The sequence below is a fragment of the Achromobacter sp. D7-1 genome (genome assembly GCF_059760445.1).
Genome location: NZ_JCBAMT010000007.1, coordinates 21,805 through 38,725, shown reverse-complemented (window position 1 = coordinate 38,725; position 16,921 = coordinate 21,805). Strand labels below are relative to the sequence as shown.

Annotated in this window: 16 protein-coding genes; 5 read left to right on the top strand and 11 right to left on the bottom strand. The window is 66.3% G+C overall.

Features of this window, described 5'->3' with window-relative positions; translation table 11 throughout:
* Nucleotides 1–9: 9 nt before the first annotated feature.
* Nucleotides 10–1,320 (bottom strand): MFS transporter, encoded by a 1,311-nt coding sequence (locus tag AC6LKD_RS04940; protein ID WP_498115377.1) that lies wholly within the window; start codon nt 1,318–1,320, stop codon nt 10–12.
* A gap of 259 nt (nt 1,321–1,579) precedes the next feature.
* On the opposite strand from AC6LKD_RS04940, the gene prfB reads away from it, so the two are divergent.
* The 4 genes from prfB (at nt 1,580) to AC6LKD_RS04920 (ending at nt 5,351) form a co-directional block, all read left to right on the top strand.
* Nucleotides 1,580–2,684, top strand: a protein-coding gene (gene prfB, locus AC6LKD_RS04935) for a peptide chain release factor 2 (RefSeq protein WP_148260614.1) whose coding sequence is annotated in 2 segments (ribosomal slippage) — nt 1,580–1,660 and nt 1,662–2,684 — 1,104 coding nt in all. Because the reading frame shifts where the segments join, the coding sequence is not laid out codon by codon here.
* Between the two features lie 41 nt (nt 2,685–2,725).
* Nucleotides 2,726–3,481, top strand: a complete 756-nt coding sequence (locus AC6LKD_RS04930) for an SDR family oxidoreductase (protein ID WP_498115375.1) — start codon at nt 2,726–2,728, stop codon at nt 3,479–3,481.
* Between the two features lie 10 nt (nt 3,482–3,491).
* Nucleotides 3,492–5,015: a lysine--tRNA ligase gene (gene lysS / locus AC6LKD_RS04925; protein ID WP_332011628.1), complete on the top strand. Its 1,524-nt coding sequence runs from the start codon at nt 3,492–3,494 to the stop codon at nt 5,013–5,015.
* A 15-nt stretch (nt 5,016–5,030) separates the two neighbouring features.
* Nucleotides 5,031–5,351, top strand: a complete 321-nt coding sequence (locus AC6LKD_RS04920) for a preprotein translocase subunit TatB (protein ID WP_013394576.1) — start codon at nt 5,031–5,033, stop codon at nt 5,349–5,351.
* A gap of 21 nt (nt 5,352–5,372) precedes the next feature.
* Here AC6LKD_RS04920 and AC6LKD_RS04915 read toward each other — a convergent pair whose 3' ends face one another.
* The 8 genes from AC6LKD_RS04915 to AC6LKD_RS04880 are packed head-to-tail and all read right to left on the bottom strand — an operon-like array spanning nt 5,373 to nt 13,850.
* The gene (locus AC6LKD_RS04915) at nt 5,373–5,999 is read right to left on the bottom strand and encodes a TetR/AcrR family transcriptional regulator (RefSeq protein WP_498115456.1); all 627 of its coding nucleotides are present in this window, start codon (nt 5,997–5,999) and stop codon (nt 5,373–5,375) included.
* A 16-nt stretch (nt 6,000–6,015) separates the two neighbouring features.
* Nucleotides 6,016–7,170, bottom strand: a complete 1,155-nt coding sequence (locus AC6LKD_RS04910; RefSeq protein ID WP_498115373.1) for a thiolase family protein — start codon at nt 7,168–7,170, stop codon at nt 6,016–6,018.
* Complete coding sequence (locus tag AC6LKD_RS04905; protein WP_498115371.1) at nt 7,167–9,026, bottom strand: AMP-dependent synthetase/ligase; 1,860 nt, start codon at nt 9,024–9,026, stop codon at nt 7,167–7,169. The genes AC6LKD_RS04910 and AC6LKD_RS04905 overlap by 4 nt, the downstream gene beginning before the upstream one ends.
* Entirely contained in the window at nt 9,023–9,862 is an 840-nt protein-coding gene (locus AC6LKD_RS04900; RefSeq protein ID WP_498115370.1) for an ABC transporter ATP-binding protein, read from the bottom strand. Before AC6LKD_RS04900 ends, AC6LKD_RS04905 begins: the two co-directional genes overlap by 4 nt.
* Before the next feature lie 7 nt (nt 9,863–9,869).
* On the bottom strand, nt 9,870–11,051 hold the full coding sequence (locus AC6LKD_RS04895) for an ABC transporter substrate-binding protein (RefSeq protein WP_498115368.1): 1,182 nt from the start codon (nt 11,049–11,051) through the stop codon (nt 9,870–9,872).
* Nucleotides 11,052–11,106: 55 nt separating this feature from the next.
* Nucleotides 11,107–12,144: a branched-chain amino acid ABC transporter permease gene (locus AC6LKD_RS04890; RefSeq protein WP_013394582.1), complete on the bottom strand. Its 1,038-nt coding sequence runs from the start codon at nt 12,142–12,144 to the stop codon at nt 11,107–11,109.
* Nucleotides 12,145–12,147: 3 nt separating this feature from the next.
* Nucleotides 12,148–13,026 (bottom strand): branched-chain amino acid ABC transporter permease, encoded by an 879-nt coding sequence (locus AC6LKD_RS04885; protein WP_088141197.1) that lies wholly within the window; start codon nt 13,024–13,026, stop codon nt 12,148–12,150.
* Nucleotides 13,026–13,850, bottom strand: coding sequence for an ABC transporter ATP-binding protein (locus AC6LKD_RS04880; protein WP_207464376.1), 825 nt, complete (start codon nt 13,848–13,850; stop codon nt 13,026–13,028). Before AC6LKD_RS04880 ends, AC6LKD_RS04885 begins: the two co-directional genes overlap by 1 nt.
* Before the next feature lie 230 nt (nt 13,851–14,080).
* Between AC6LKD_RS04880 and AC6LKD_RS04875 the strand changes: the two genes are divergently transcribed.
* Nucleotides 14,081–14,884, top strand: coding sequence for an enoyl-CoA hydratase/isomerase family protein (locus tag AC6LKD_RS04875; RefSeq protein ID WP_498115366.1), 804 nt, complete (start codon nt 14,081–14,083; stop codon nt 14,882–14,884).
* A gap of 26 nt (nt 14,885–14,910) precedes the next feature.
* Here the strand turns inward: AC6LKD_RS04875 and AC6LKD_RS04870 are convergent, their stop codons facing one another.
* Nucleotides 14,911–15,696: an enoyl-CoA hydratase/isomerase family protein gene (locus AC6LKD_RS04870; RefSeq protein ID WP_492276357.1), complete on the bottom strand. Its 786-nt coding sequence runs from the start codon at nt 15,694–15,696 to the stop codon at nt 14,911–14,913.
* Between the two features lie 14 nt (nt 15,697–15,710).
* Entirely contained in the window at nt 15,711–16,904 is a 1,194-nt protein-coding gene (locus AC6LKD_RS04865) for a CaiB/BaiF CoA transferase family protein (RefSeq protein WP_492276473.1), read from the bottom strand.
* Between the last annotated feature and the right edge of the window lie 17 nt (nt 16,905–16,921).

Here is a 16,921-nt window from a genome sequence, read left to right as displayed (position 1 = left end):
ACGCCCGGACTACTTGTTCACCAGCTTCGCAGGCTGCGCCAGGGCCACCAGCGCGCCCACCACCAGGCAGCCCGACAACATGTAGAGGCCTGTATTGGTTGTGCCCGTCATGTCCTTGAGCCAGCCCACCAGATACGGGCTGACGAAGCCAGCCAAGTTGCCCACCGAATTGATGAGCGCGATGCCGGCCGCCGCGGCGGTGCCGCCCAGCAAGGCCGTGGGCAGGCTCCAGAACAACGGCAGTACCGTGCAGATGCCGATATTGGCCACCGTCAGCGCCAAGATCGCCAGTACAGTGTTGCCGCTCCAGATCGCCGAGAACAGCAGGCCCAGCGCGCCGAACAGCGCGGGCAAGGCCACATGCCAGCGGCGCTCCCGCAGGCGGTCGGAGTTGCGCGAGATCAGGATCATGCCGATCACGGCGAACAGGTTCGGAATCGCCGTCAACAGGCCAATGGCCAGCGGACTCTGCACGCCCGTACTCTTGATCAGGGTCGGCATCCAGAAGCCCACGCCGTACAGCCCCATCACGAACGAAAAGTAGATCAACGCCATCGCCCACACCCGCGGCTTGGCCAGCGCGGCGCGGATCGGCGGATCTTCCTTCTGCTGTTCCTCGGCCGCAATATTGCGGATCAGCACGGCCTTTTCATTGGCAGTCAGCCACTTGGCCGTGTTGATGCGGTCGTCCAGGTAGATCAGCACCAGCACGCCGATCACCACCGACGGAATGCCTTCCAGCAGGAACAGCCATTGCCAGCCCGACAGGCCATGGTCGCCGTGGAAGGTGCTCATGATCCAGCCGGAGATCGGGCCGCCGATCAGCCCGGACATGGGCACCGCGGTCATGAAAAAGGTCGTGATGCGGCCGCGCCGGGCCGCAGGATACCAGTAGGTCAGGTACAGGATGATGCCCGGAAAGAATCCGGCTTCCGCCGCGCCCAGCAGGAAGCGCAGGATGTAGAACATGTGCACGCTGCTCACGAACATCATGCAGGCGGAAATGATCCCCCAGGTAATCATGATGCGGGCGATCCAGATCCGCGCGCCCACCTTGTGCAGGATGATGTTGCTGGGAATCTCGAAGATGAAGTAGCCGATGAAGAAAATGCCCGCGCCCAGGCCATACACGGTTTCGCTGAACTGGAGCTCCTGCAGCATCTGGAGCTTGGCGAAACCCACGTTGACGCGGTCCAGGTAGGCCACGACGTAGCACACCACCAATAGCGGCACCAGCCGCCAGCCTACCTTGCGGTAGATCCGGTCTTCCTCTGTCGCCGGGATCGCCGGCGAAACCCCGGGGGCCATCGCATTGTCCATCTGTGTCTCCATTCCTCTGTCGGGATAGGCCGGCTGCTCGCCGGCGCCGTCGCGGTCCATCCCGTCCCGATCAGGAACGGCCGGGCCGTTGCCCCCAGCCTAGAACCCCCGTCTTGACAAAAAACTGAACAATTCGGATTTTCTGGCAGAAACCTCCCCGATAAGATCCGTCCCCCTTCTTGTCCACTGTGGCCGCGCACTTGGCCCAAGCACGGTAAAATGTTCGGTTTCGCACAAAAGTCATCAGGACAGGATCATCATGGAAGCCGAACGTCAGAACCAGCTCGCAGCCCGCCTCGCCGATTACGCGGAGCGCGAACAGGCTCTACGGAGGTATCTTTGACTACGATGCCAAAGCTGAACGCCTGCAAGTCGTAAACGCCGAACTCGAAGATCCGGCGGTCTGGAACGACCCCAAGCACGCCCAGGACCTGGGCCGTGAAAAGAAAGCCCTGGAAGACGTGGTGGAAACGCTCACCGCCCTGGGCTCGGGCCTGGCCGACTCGAACGAGCTGTTCGAACTGGCCGCCTCCGACGACGACGACGCCACCCTCGAATCCATCGAGCAGGACGCCGACGCCTTCCAGGAAAAGCTGGAAGCGCTGGAGTTCCGCCGCATGTTCTCCAATCCGGCCGATCCGCTGAACTGCTTCCTGGACATCCAGGCCGGCGCCGGCGGCACGGAAGCGCAGGACTGGGCCTCGATGCTGTTGCGGCAGTACCTGAAGTACGCCGAGCGCAAGGGCTTCAAGGCCGAAGTGCTGGAAGAATCCGACGGCGATGTCGCGGGCCTGAAGTCCGCCACCATCAAGATCGAAGGCGAATATGCGTTCGGCTACCTGCGCACCGAAACCGGCGTGCACCGCCTGGTGCGCAAGAGCCCCTTCGACTCCTCGGGCGGCCGCCATACCTCGTTCGCCAGCGTCTTCGTCTACCCCGAAGTCGACGAATCCTTCGAAGTCGAAGTGAACCCCGCCGACCTGCGCGTGGACACCTACCGCGCTTCCGGCGCGGGCGGCCAGCACATCAACAAGACCGATTCGGCCGTGCGCCTGACCCACATCCCCACCGGTATCGTGGTGCAGTGCCAGAACGACCGTTCGCAGCACCGCAACCGCGCCGAAGCCATGCAGATGCTGAAGTCCAAGCTCTACGAACTGGAAATGCGCAACCGCATGGCCGAGCAGCAGAAGCTGGAAGACTCCAAGACCGACGTGGGCTGGGGCCACCAGATCCGCTCCTACGTGCTGGACCAGAGCCGCATCAAGGACCTGCGCACCAACGTCGAAATTTCCAACACCCAGAAGGTGCTGGACGGCGACCTGGACCCCTTCATCCAGGCCAGCCTGAAGCAAGGCATCTAAGTTTCGCGATACTTCCCCTCAACGCATCCAGAGGTTCACGAATGTCCGACACCATCGTAATTCTCACCGGCGCATCGCGCGGCATCGGCGCCGCCATGGCGCGCGGCCTGGCCAAACCGGGCACCCGCCTGATCACCCTGGCGCGCCGGGAAGATCCCGAACTGGCTGCCTATGCCCGCTCGCAGGACGCGCAGCTGGAACAGCTGTCCGTGGACCTCTCGGACCTGAATGCGGCCGAGACGGCCGCGCAGCGCATCTGCGCGTCGCTGCCCCGTGACGCCCGCCGCTATCTGCTGATCAACAACGCCGGCACCGTGCACCCCGTCGCCGGCACCGACGCGCTGGTCGACGGCGCGGCCATCGCCTCCGCCTTCAACCTGAATGTAAGCGCCGTGATGCTGCTCACGGCGCGCTTCCTGGCCGCGGTCGAGGACCTCAAGGCCGACCGCCGCGTGCTCAACATCTCCTCCGGCGCGGGCCGCAACCCGAACGCCGGCTGGGGCGTCTACTGCGCCACCAAGGCCGCGCTCGACATGTACTCGCGCGTGGTCAAGGCGGAGCAAGGCGCCGACGGCGCGCGCATCGTCGCGCTGGCCCCCGGCATCGTCGACACCGACATGCAGGTCGCCATCCGTTCCAGCGATCCGGAAAGTTTCCCGGCGCTGGCCAAGTTCCAGGAGTTCCACGCGACCGGCAAGCTGTCCTCGCCCGCCAACGTGGCCTCCCGCATCCTCGCCTACCTGGACCGCGAAGATTTCGGCACCACCGAGATCGACGACATCCGCAATTACGACTGATTCCCCGACCATGACCGACCACTCGACCACTCCGGCGCCCGCCCAGGACGAAAACCGCTTGATCGCCGAACGGCGCGCCAAGCTGGCCAAACTGCGCGAAACCGGGGTCGCGTACCCCAACGACTTCGTTCCCGACGCCCGCGCCGCCGCCCTGCATGACAAGTACGACGGCCAGGAGCAGGAAGCGCTTGCCGCCAACCCCGTCACCGTCAAGGTCGCCGGCCGCATGATGCTCAAGCGCGTCATGGGCAAGGCCAGCTTCGCCACGCTGCAGGACAGCACCGGCCGCATCCAGATCTACCTGGACCGCGGCACGCTGGGCGAAGACAGCTACGCCGCGTTCAAGCAATGGGACATCGGCGACATCATCGCGATCGAAGGGTCGGTCTTCAAGACCAACAAGGGCGAACTCTCGGTGCACGCCGCCAGCGCGCGCCTGCTGTCCAAGTCGCTGCGCCCGCTGCCCGACAAGTTCCACGGCGTGGCCGACCAGGAACTGCGCTACCGCCAGCGCTATGTCGACCTCATCATGACGGACGCCACGCGCCGCACCTTCGAGGCGCGCAGCAAGGCCGTGGGCAGCATCCGCCAGTTCATGCTGAACGCCGGCTTCCTCGAAGTGGAAACCCCCATGCTGCACCCGATCCCGGGCGGCGCGGCGGCCAAGCCCTTCGTCACGCACCACAATGCGCTGGACATGGAAATGTACCTGCGCATCGCGCCCGAGCTCTACCTCAAGCGCCTGATCGTCGGCGGCTTCGAGCGCGTCTTCGAAGTCAACCGCAACTTCCGCAACGAGGGCGTGAGCCCGCGCCACAATCCTGAATTCACCATGATGGAGTTCTATGCGGCCTTTGCGGAATACCGCTGGCTCATGGACTTCACGGAAGAGCTGATCCGCCAGGCCGCCATCTCGGCCACCGGCAGCGCGGTGCTGACCTACGGCGAACGCGAACTCGATCTGTCCAAGCCGTTCGACCGCCTGACCATCTGCGAAGCCATCCTCAAGTACGCCCCCGGCTACACCCAGGCGCAACTGGACGATGCGGCCTTCGTGCGCGCCGAGCTCAAGAAACTGGGCGCCGATGCCGACGGCCCGGTGCTGTCGCGCGCCGGCCTGGGCGCGCTGCAGCTGGCCCTGTTCGAAGAGACCGCCGAAGCCAAGCTCTGGAACCCCACCTACATCATCGACTACCCGGTCGAAGTTTCGCCGCTGGCGCGCGCCTCCGATACCCGCGAGGGCATCACCGAGCGCTTCGAGCTCTTCATGACCGGCCGCGAAATCGCCAACGGCTTCTCGGAGCTGAACGATCCCGAAGACCAGGCCGAGCGCTTCCGCTCGCAGGTCGAAGCCAAGGACGCGGGCGACGAGGAAGCCATGTTCTACGACGCGGACTACATCCGCGCCCTGGAGTACGGCATGCCTCCGACGGGCGGCTGCGGCATCGGCATCGACCGCCTGGTCATGCTGCTGACCGACAGCCCCAGCATCCGCGACGTCATCCTGTTCCCGCACCTGCGCCGTGAAGACTAAACGGCGGCTGGCATCATGATCTTCAAGATCCTGATGCTGCTGCTGGTCGTGGCGGGGCTGATCTACTGGATCAAACAGCCCCGCGGCGGCCAGCCCTACACCTCCTATCCGGCGGCGCGTCCGCGCCGGCCGGTGTTCATTGCTCTGTGCATCGCCGCGGCGCTCTCGGTGGCGGCTTCCCTGACGACCTTCCTGCTGTGGGCAGGCGGCGTGGCGGGCGGCGTCACCGGCGGCGGCTATCACGGCCAGGTGGATTTCCTGCTGCCCGTGGCGGGCACCCTGCTGGCGCTGGCCGTCGTCTGCGCCGTGGGCGCATTCTTCAAGCGCCGGGGCTGAAGTCCCGCCCTGGCGGCCCGCCTATTCCGGCCATTTGCCGGCTCCCGCCGGCAGCGAGGGCAGCGATGCCTGCAACATCGCATCGATGAACTCGGCAGGCCGCAAGCGACCGTCCGGCCTGTACCACTGCACCGTCAGGTTCATGGCGCCCAGCACGCAGCGCTTGATGACACGCGCATCGCCTTGCAAGAGTCCCACGCCGACGGCAGCCGCCACCGCCTCCTGCCACATCGCCTCGTAGCGGTCGCTCAGCGATTTCACGGCCGCGCGGCTGGGCGGCGAAAGACTGCGCCATTCGTAGACCAGCGCATTCATGGCGTCGCCACCGGCGCCATGCAGCATGCTCCACATGTGCACGCGGAACAGCGCGGCCAGCCGGTCCGCCGGCGCCTGGTAGCGCCCCAGGGCCCGTTCGCCGTCGTCTATCACTTCCTGGATGCCGTTGTTCATCACCGCCACCAGGATCTCTTCCTTGCTGCGGAAATGATGGAACAGGCTGCCGGATTGCAGGCCCACCGCCCGCGCCAGCTCGCGCACGGTGGTGCGTTCATAGCCGTGCTTGCAGAACAGCTGCCCCGCCGTCAGGACCAGCTCGCGCCGGCGTTCGGACTCCGATCCCTCGTCCCGCCCTTGCGCGGCTTCCCGGATTTTCTCCATGGTGCGGTCACAGCCGTTGAATGATGGTGGCCGTGGCCATGCCGTGGCCGATGCACATCAGCTGCATGCCCAGCTCGCCTTCGGTGGCTTCCAGTCCCGTCAGCATCTTGGCCATCAGCCCGGCGCCGGTGGCCCCTAGCGGATGGCCGTGAGCGATCGCGCCGCCCCAAGGATTGACGCGCGACAGCTTGGCGCCCAGTTCGCGCTGCCAGGCCAGCACCACGCTGGCGAAGGCCTCGTTGATCTCGATCCAGTCTATGTCTTCCAGGCTCAGGCCGGCGCGCGCCAGCGCTTGCCTTGCCGCCGGGATCACACCCGTCAATTGCAGCACCGGGTCCGATCCCACCGCCACCCGCGCCAGGAAGCGCGCGCGCGGCCGCAGGCCGTCGGCCAAGGCCGCGTCGCGGTCGGCCAACAACACTGCGGAGGCGCCGTCCGCCAGTTGGCTGGCGTTGGCGGCGGTGACGCCGCCCTGGCCCGGCGGCCGCAAGGCGGGCGCCATGGCCGCCATGCGAGCCGGGTCCGTCTTCTCGCGTATGCCTTCGTCGCGCCCGGCATCTGCGCGCGGCCCCGGCAGCAACTCGGCGTGGCGGCCGGCCTGCGCCGCGCTCCAGGCGCGCGCATGGCTCTCCCTGGCCCATTCGTCCATCTCGGCCTGGGACAGCTGCCAGCGCTCCGCAATCCGCTCCGCGCTCTCGATCTGATGAATCAATGGATAGCGTTCCAGCAAGGCGGGGTTCAAGCCTTCGAAGCCGCGGAACTCGCCTTGCCCCAACGTCACGTCCAGGAACATCGGCACCCGGCTCATGCTTTCGACGCCGCCGGCCACCACGTAGCGCATGTCGCCTGCGGCAATCGCTTGCGCGCCGAAATGCACCGCCTGCTGGCTGGACCCGCACATGCGGTTCAGCGCCACGCCCGGCACGCTCTCGGGCAAGCCCGCCAGCATGGCGGCCAGCCTGCCGATGTTGGCGCCCTGCTCGCCCGCCTGGCTGACGCAGCCCGCGATCAGGTCCTCGACCTGCGCGCCCGGCAGTTCGGCTCGCGCCAGCAGGCCCTGCACGGTCTCGGCCAGCAGCGTGTCCGGCCGCGTATCGGCCCACCATCCGCCGCGCCGCCCGAAGGGCGTGCGCACGGCCTCCACGATCACGGCTTCATTCATGCCGTCGTCTCCTCAACGTAGAGCGCTTCGATTTCGTCCGCATAGCTGCGGTAGATGCTGGCGCGCCTGACCTTCATGGTCGCGGTCACTTCGCCGTCATCATGGTCCAGTTCCTTGGTCAGCAGATGGAAGCGCTTGATCTGCGCCACGGGCGCGAGGCCCGCGTTGGCGCGCGCGACCTCCTGCTGCACCAGCTCGCGCACCTGCGCGCATTCGGCCAACGAGCGGAAATGCGTGAAGGCGATGCGGCGCGACTCGGCCCACTTGCCCACCGTATCGAACTCCAGCTGGATCAGCGCGGACACGTACTTCCGGCCATCCGCGATCACGATGCATTCCTTGACGTAGGGGCTGCCCTTGACCGCGTTCTCGATCTCGGAAGGCGTCAGGTTCTTGCCGCCCGCCGTAATCATGATGTCCTTCAGGCGGTCCACGATACGCACCCGGCCCGCTTCTTCAGCCACCACATCGCCCGTGTACAGCCAGCCGTCGCGCACCGTACTGGCAGTGGCTTCCGGGTTCTTGTAATAGCCCTGGAACACCATCTCGCCGCGCACCAGCAGCTCGCCCGCCTCGCCCATGCGCCATTCCACCCCCAGGATGGGCTCACCCACGGTGCCCACCTTCACGCGGTCCGGATGCTGACCGAAGATCATGCCCGCCGACTCCGTCAGTCCGTAGACCTCGATCAGCGGCACGCCCAGCGTGCGGAAGTAGCGCACCACGTCGGGCGAGATCGGCGCGGCCCCCGTCATGGCCACGCGCACCCGCCGCAGACCGATGAAGTTCTGCAAGGCGCGCAACACCAGCCAGTACCAGAGCCAGCGGGTCCAGCGCTCGCGCAGCGTGTATTGCGCAGGAGACTTCTCCAGGAACGGCGTGCACGCCGCCAGCGCGCGCCGGTACAGCCATTGCTGCAAGCGCCCCGCTTCCTGCATCTTGATCGAAATGGCGGCGTGCAGCTTTTCCCAGATGCGCGGCACGCCCAGGAATATCGTCGGCGCGACTTCGCGCAGATCTTCCTGCACCGTGCGTATCGACTCGCCGAAGTTCACCTGCGCGCCCAGGTAGAGGGGCACGAAGGTGGAGAGCATCTGTTCGGCCACATGGCACAGCGGCAGGTAGGACAGGTGCACGCTATTGCCGTCCATCGCCAGCCGCTCGGCGATGCCCGGCGCCACGCCGCGCATATTGCCGTAGCTCAGCATCGCGCCCTTGGGCTTGCCGGTGGAGCCGGAGGTGTAGATCATGAGACCGGTGTCGTCCAGCCGTTGGCCGTCCAGTCCCTGGTTCAGGGCAGCGAGCTCGGCCGCCTCGCGCCGCGCGCCTTCGGCCTCGATCTCGGCGTAGGTCACGATGCGCTCGCGCTCCGCCGGCGCATAGGAGCGCAGGCCCTTGGTCTCCATCATGACGATGCGGCGCAACAGCGGCAGCCTGTCGGCCACCTGCAGCACCTTGTCGGTCTGCTCCTGGTCCTCGCACACCACCAACTCAACGTCCGCATGCTCCAGCACGTAGCCCATTTCCTCGGCCGGGCTGGTGGAATACACGCCCACCGCCACCGCGCCGACCGCGCCCGCCCCCATCTGGGTCAGCAGCCATTCCACGCGGTTCTCGGAGACGATGGCGACCCGTCCGCCCGCGCTCAGACCCAGGGCGCGCAGGCCCAGTCCCACGCGGCAGGCCCGGCTCCAGTATTCCGCCCAGGTCATGGGCTTCCAGATGCCGAAGTCCTTCTGCCGGATGGCGATGGCCTCCGGCTGGCGGCGCGCCTGCTCGCGCAGCATCTGCGGCAGCGTCAGGGCCGGCCACGCCTGCGCCGAAGCGCCGGAGATATCCATGTGCTTGTCCGTCATGACAGCCAGCGCTTGCGGCGCTTGTAGTGCTTGATGTCGCGAAAGCCGCGGGCCTCGCCCGTGCCGCCCACGCCCAGGTAGAACTCGCGCACGTCGGGGTCCGCCGCCAACTTTTCGGCGCTGCCGTCTATCACCACCTTGCCGGTTTCCATGATGTAGCCGTAATGGGCCACCGCCAGCGCCACAGAGGCGTTCTGCTCCACCAGCAGCATCGACACCCCCTGTTCGTGGTTGATGCGGGCGATGATGGAGAAGATGTTCTCCACCAGCATCGGCGACAGGCCCAGCGAGGGCTCGTCCAGCAGCATCAGCCTGGGCTGCGCGATCAGCGCGCGGCCGATGGCCAGCATCTGCTGCTCGCCGCCCGACAGATAGCCCGCCAGGCCGCGGCGCCGCTCGAACAGGCGCGGGAAGTAGCCATAGACCAGATCGAAGTCGACCTTCGCCCCCGGCCTGCCCGTCAGGGCGTAGGTGGCGGCCACCAGGTTTTCCTCGACCGTCAGGTCCTCGAACACCCGGCGCCCTTCCATCACGTGCGCCAAGCCCGCGCGCACCAGGTTCTGCGGCCGGGCGCCCGCGGTGTCGCCGCCGTTGAAGACGATCTGCCCGCGCACCAGCGCGCCATCCTCCAGGTCCAGCAGGCCAGACACGGCCTTCAGCGTGGTGGACTTGCCGGCGCCGTTGCTGCCCAAGAGCGCCACGATGCTGCCGGCGGGCACCGACAGGGACAAGCCGCGCAGCACCTGCACCGCCTTGTTGTAGACGACTTCGATATTGTTGATATCGAGTACCGCCGCTGCGGGCGGCGCGGCATGCGCGTCATGTCCAGGGTTCACAGGCGCCTCACTTCAGCACGATCCAGTCGGAGGCCGGCACCATCTGCTTCTGCTTCACATCGGCGCGATAGATCCGGCCCACCGGGATCGAATTACCCTTGATCGAAATCGGCACGCCGATCAGGCCGCCCGTGTCGAAGTCCTTGATGCCGTCCAGCGCCGCCTTCATGTTGGCGCTGGTCAGTTCCTTGCCGGCGTCCAGCGTGCGCTTGGCGACTTCGGTGAACAGCATGGCGGCCAGGAAGCCCTGCATGTAGCCCGTGCTCTGGTACGTCGGGCGCATCTCGCGGATCTTCTTCAGCATCGGCGCGTCGGCCGCGGTGTCGTAGTAGTAGCGGTACGGCATCACGCCCATGAAGCCCTCGGCGTCCTCGCCCATCTGCATCACGGTGGAGTTGTCCATGGTCCAGAACGTGCCCATGTAGCGCGTCTTCAGGCCCATGCGCTTGCCCTGCCCCACGAACTCGGGAATCGGCGCCAGCACGTAGCCGTGGAAGATGGTGTAGTCCGGATCGGCGCGGCGCAGTTTGATGACCTCGGTCGACACGTCCACGCTGCCCGGCGGCGTCATGATCTCGGTCGCAACCTTCAGACCCAGCTTTTCCGCCACCGCGCGCGAGCTGGCGATGGGATCGCGGCCGAATTCCGTGTCCGAATACACGAACGCCACCTTGGCGCCGGGCTGCTCCTTGGCGATGTAGCGCAGCAGGATGCCGAACATTTCCGTGTAATCCGGTCCCAGCATGAACTGGGCCGGATACTTGGCCGGATCGTTCAATTCGGTGGCAAACGACGCGCCGGTCATCAGGATATCGCCCGTGCGGTTCAGCTCGGCATTGATGGTCTTGGAGAAGCCGGTGGAATCGCCGTAGTAGAAGTTCACCTTGTTCTGGCTGGTGATCTTCTTGAACGCCGCCACCGACGCATCCACCTTGTAGGCCGTGTCTTCCGGCACGTAGCGCAGCTTGCGCCCCTTCACGCCGCCCTGGTCGTTGACGATCTTCACGTAGTCGGTAATGCCGGCATGGATGCCCTGCCCCGCGAAGGCGAACACGCCGCTCAGCGGGATGGAGCCGCCCAGCACCAGGTCCTCGGCCGCCTGCGCGACCGGCGCCGCTGACAGGGCCGCCGCCAGGCCCAGGGGGGCCAACAACCTCGATAAACCGCTGCCGATCCGGATGCGCTTCATGGTTAGTCTCCTGAGGGTCTTATGGATGGCCGCCGCCGCGCTCGCCTCGCATGGGCTAGGTACGGAAGGGCCAGAGGTGGAAGTAACGGCGCACGCGTCGCCAGATTTCCGCGAGCCCGTGCGGCTCGAAGATCAGAAAGCCCACGATCAGCAGGCCGAAAACAATGGTGCGCACCGGCGAAATCAGGCGCAGCGCGTCGCCGCCCACCGGCAGCCAACCGACGATCAGCTTGAGCAGTTCCGGCACCATGGTCATGAAGATGGCGCCCAGGATGGAGCCCAGGATCGTGCCCATGCCGCCCACGATAATGGCGGCCAGGAAGAAGATCGACATGATCAGCGGGAAGCTCTCGGGGGTGACGACCCGGAAGAAGTAGGCCCACATGCCGCCCGCCACGCCCGCATAGAACGAGGACAGGCCGAACGACAGCAGCTTGTAGCGCAACAGGCGTATGCCCAGCACCTCGGCCGAGATGTCACGGTCGCGTATGGCGATGAAGGCGCGGCCGATGCGCGTGCGGAACAGGTTGGCCGCGCCCAGCACCATCAGCGCCGTCACCGGCACGATCAGCCAGTAGATCTTGAACGAGGTGTCCAGGTCCACGCCCAGCACCCGCGCCGGCGGCACCTGCATCCCCGTCGTGCCGCCCGTGAACTGCCAGTTGGCGAAGATGAAATGCGCGATGAACGAGGCGGCGATCGTGGCGATGGCCAGGTACAGGCCCTTCACCCGCAGGGACGGAATGCCGACCAGCAGACCACCCAGCATCGCCACCAGCCCGCCAGCCACCAGATTCAGCAGCACCGGTGTGCCCAGCCGCTGCTCCAGCACCGCCACCGTGTACGCCCCCAGGCCCATGAAGGCCGCCTGCCCCAGGCTGACCAGGCCGGTATAACCCGTGAGGATGTTCAGCCCCGTGGCACTGGCGACATTGATGGCCACCAGGCAAGCCAGGTACAGCCAGTAGGCATCGGCCACGAAGGGGAACATGACCAGGGACGCGGCCAGCAAGACCAGCCACGCCTTCTGCGTACGGGTGTCGAACAGCGCTTCGTCCGCAAGATAAGTCTGCTTGGCAGTCGCGATGCGCATCGGTCAGAGCCTCTCGATTTCACGGGTGCCGAACAGGCCGTAGGGCCTGACCATCAGCACCACCACCAGCACGATGAAGGTAGCCAGCAATTTGTATTCGCCGCCCATGTAGGCGCCGGCCCAGGCTTCCAGCAGGCCGATGAAGACGCCGCCCACCAGGGCGCCGGCCACGCTGTCCAGCCCGCCCACGATCACCACCACCAGCACCGACAGGCCGAACACGCCCATCGACGAAGAAATGCCGCCGATCGCGCCGACGATTACGCCCGACACCGCGGCCAGCGCGCCCGCCGCCACCCAGGCCAGCGAGAACACGCGCGGCACGTTGATGCCCATGGCATACGCCGCGCCCTGGTCCGAGGCCGTGGCGCGCAACGCCACCCCGCCGCGCCAGTAGCGGAACACCACCAGCACCAGCAGCGCCAGCACCACCGCCACCCAGAAGCCGTAGAACACCTTGGGCGCGACGAAGGCCTCGCCTATCATCACCGGCGAACGCGGCATGAATTCGGGCAGGCGGCGCTGGTCGGCCGTCCAGATCAGTTCCACCGCGCCCACCAGGATCGACGCCAGGCCCACCGTAATCATGAACACCGAGATCGGCGCCTCGCCCAGCATGGGACGGATGGTCAGGCGCTCGACCACGGCGCCCAGCGCACCCGACACCACCACCGCGCCCACGATGGCCAGCCAGATCGGCCACTCCATGCCGGTGGCGAAGGCGTAGAACACGTAGGCGCCCAACATCAGGAATTCGCCAATGGCGATGTTCACCACCCGGGTCGCCTTGTAGACAATGACGAAGGCCAGCGCCGCCAGCGCGTAGAGCCCGCCGCTGCCCAGCCCGGCCAGCGTCACTTCCAGGAAAAACAGCATGTCCATCAGGCCGCCTCCCGCAGGCGGCGACGCAGATCGCCGACGTCGCCCGCACCCAGATAGGCCTGGATGACCTGCGGATCGGCCTGCACCTGCGCCGGTGTGCCATCGGCGATCACCTGGCCGAAGTTCAGCACCACCACGTGGTCCGACAGGTCCATGACCATGCCCATGTCGTGCTCCACCATCAACACCGTCACGCCCCATTCGGAGCGCGCGTCCAGGATGAAGCGCGCCATGTCGTCGGTCTCTTCGCGGTTCATCCCCGCCACCGGCTCGTCCAGCATCAGCACCTTGGGATTCATGGCCAGCGCCCGCGCCAACTCCACGCGTTTTTGCAGGCCATAGGACAGTGCGGCCACCGGCGCGTGGCGGATGTGGTCGATTTCCAGGAAGTCGATGATGCGTTCTTCGATGTCGGCGCGCAGCGCCATTTCTTCGCGGCGCGCCCGCCCCAGATAGAACAAGGCGTCCAGCACATTGGTGCGCAGGTGGGCGTGGCGGCCCAGCTTGATGTTGTCCAGCACGGTCATGCCGCGGAACAGCGCAATGTTCTGGAAGCTGCGGGCCAGGCCCAACCGCGCGCGTTCCGGCGCGGCCATGCGCGTGATGTCGCGACCCTGGAAGCGGATCTGCCCGGATGCCGGACGGTAGAAACCGGAAATGGTATTGAACAGCGAGGTCTTGCCCGCGCCATTGGGGCCGATGACCGTGGTGATGGACCCAGGCGCCACGCGAAAGCCCACGCCGGTAAGCGCCTTGACCCCGCCGAACGCCAGCGTGACCCCATCCACCTCCAGCAAGGCAGTGCTGTCGGACTGATCCACCATTTGTCTCCTCGCTTTTACATGCGAAGTTTTTATCGACGTCGGTCTGGCGAACCCGCGAGGCAGGAGATGCAACGAACCTGTCTTTACCTACGCCAGTACAGCGCCGGAAAATCGTTCTATGCGTTACGCTAAGCGTGCTTAAAAGAAAACCAAGCAAGCGCTCGGTTCAGACCATAGCATCGCGGTTTTTGGATCGACAGCTGGTACTTACCCGATAACGGAGACTCGCCATGACCCAAGGACTTCCCGTCTTCCAGACGCTGTTTCTGGAGACCGACGGCGCAATCGCGACCGTGACGCTGAACCGCCCCGATGCCCTGAATGCCATCGACGTGGCGCTGGCGCAGGACCTGCAAGGCGCCGCGCAATGGCTGGAAACGCGCGATGAAATCCGCGCGGTCCTGCTGCGCGCCACCGGCAAGGCCTTCTGCGCCGGCGGCGACATCAGCATGTTCATGGGCGACCCGGCCCAGGTGCGCGCCACGCTGCTGGACCTGTTCACGCCGCTGAACGATTTCATCGCGCGCATCGCCCGCATGGACAAGGTCTGGATCGCCCAGGTGCACGGCATCGCCGCGGGCGCGGGCCTGTCGCTGGTGCTGGCCTGCGACCTGGCCATCGCCGATGCCGAGGCCCGCTTCATGACGGCCTATCTCAAGCTTGGAGCGACGCCGGACGCCGGCATGACGCACGGCCTCACGCGGGTGCTGGGCGCCCGACGCGCGCTAGACCTGCTGCTGCGCCATGACGCCTTCTCCGCGAACGACGCGCTGGCCTGGGGCATCGTCACGCGCACCGCCGCATCCGGCGAACTTGCGCAAGCGGCGCAAGCCTATGTGCAGGACATCGCCCGCCACGCGCCGCACGGCATCGCCAGCGCCAAGGACCTGTTGCGTTCGGCCAAACACGCCACGCTGGAAACCCAGCTGGCCGAAGAAACGGCGCGCTTTTTGGACACGGCTGCGCGCCAGGATTTCGCCGAAGGCGTGCGGGCGTTCCGCGAGAAGCGGACGCCGCAGTTCAAGGGAAAGTAGGCCAAGGCACGCACGCGGCGCCGGCTCTACCCGCCGTTGCGCAGCCCGCTCCAGTCCGGCGCGCGCTTTTGCACGAAGGCGCTCAGGCCCTCGCGCGCCTCGGGCGTGGCGGCTGCATTGCAGAACACTTCGACCGCCGTCGCCACCCTGCGACGGTATTCGTTGTCGTTGCTGTAGACGAAGGCGCGCCGCCCCATCGCCAGGACTTGCGGCGGCTTGTCCGCCAGCGAGCGCGCCAGCAGGCGGGCCTGCTCCAGCAATTGCGCCGCAGGCGCGACGCGCGCCACCAGCCCCAGCTCGTGCGCCTCTTGCGCATCGAAGATGCGCCCGGTGAACAGCAGGTCGAACGCCCGGTGCTTGCCCACGATGCCCGGTAGGTGCACGTAGTGGATCGCCGGCAAGACGCCAACATCGATTTCCGGATAGCCGAAAGTGGCGGTATCCGCGGCCACCACCAGGTCGCTGGAAATGGCCACCGTCATGCCGCCACCGCGCACCGCGCCCGACACCACCGAGATCGAGGGCTTCGTCAGGTTGAACTGCGTGTCGTAGAGCTTGATGTACAGCTTGGACAACAGCGCATGAATCCGCGCCGGCGTGCTGTCCAGCAACTTCTTCATGTCCAGCCCGGCGCAGAAGCGCCCAGGCAAATCGCTGGCCAGCAGCACGGCGCGCACCGCGGGATCGGCATTGGCCCGTTCCAGCGCGGCGATCAGCGCGTCCAGCATGTCTTCGTCCAGCGCATTGACGGGCGCATGGCACATATGGATTTCCGCAATCCGATCGCGGACTTCGTAGCGCAGGAATGTCATCTGTCTTCTCGCATTCAGGAATGGGTTTGCACGCTGCCCGACGCCAGCAGCGCTTCGATTTCAGCTTGCGCGTAGCCCAGTTCGGCCAGGACTTCGCGAGTGTGCTCACCCAGCACGGGCGCGGGCAGCGCAGCCTGGCGAGGCTGGCGGCCGAACCGTATCGGCAGGCCGACGTTGCGGACCTCGCCCAGCACCTTGTGCTCACTCTTGACGATCAGTTCGCGCGCAGCGACCTGCGGATGCGCCAGCGCTTCGTCCAGCGTGTGGATGGCGGAACAAGCAATGCCCGCGGGCTTGAGTGCATCCAGCCATTGCGCCACGCTGCGCGTCTGCATGCGCGCCTGGACCAGCGCGACCGTCTCGGCAAAATGGCGGACCCGGTCGGCGTTGGTCGCGAATTGGGGCGCATCGACATGGTCCTGCAGTCCCGCGACCGCGCAAAAGCGCTGCCATTGCGCATCGTTGCCCACGCCCAGCATGATGTCTCCATCGGCCGCGCGAAACGCCTGATAAGGGCACATGGCCGGATGGCCCGTGCCCATGCGGCGCGGAATCTGGCCGGTGCGCCAGTAGTTCTGCGCCATGTACGACATCAGGCCAAGCGAAGTGTCCAATAGGGAAACGTCCAGATACTGTCCCTTGCCGGTCTGGCTGCGCTCCAGCAGCGCGGCCAGGATCCCGCTCAGCGCGAACGAGCCCGTGCCCAGGTCCACCGGCGAGAAGCTGGCGCGCGCGAAATTTCCATCAGGCTCGCCCATGGTGCTGATCATGCCGCTGAAGGCCTGCAGCATGACGTCATAGCCCGGCTCCTCGCCCATCGGGCCCTCGCGGCCATAGCCCGATATCTCGCAGTACACCAGACGGGGATTGAGGCCGCTGAGCGTCTCGTAATCCACGCCCAGGCGCGCGGCGGTCTTGCCGCCAAAGCCCTGCAACACCACATCCGACTGTTGCGCGAGGCGGTGCACCACGGCGCGCCCTGCCGGCGTCTTGAGATCCACGGCCAGGCTGCGCTTGTTGTGGTTCACCGCCAGGAAAGTTGCGGATTGGCCGGCATCCTGCGGCAGCCAGGCGCGCGTGTCGTCGCCCTTGCCCACGGGTTCGACCTTGATCACCCGCGCGCCCAGTTCGCCCAGATACTGGCCGCATAGCGGCCCGGCCAGCACCTTGCTCAGGTCCAGGACGGTGATGTTCTTCAACGGTATCATGCGTGCTTCAGTCGACA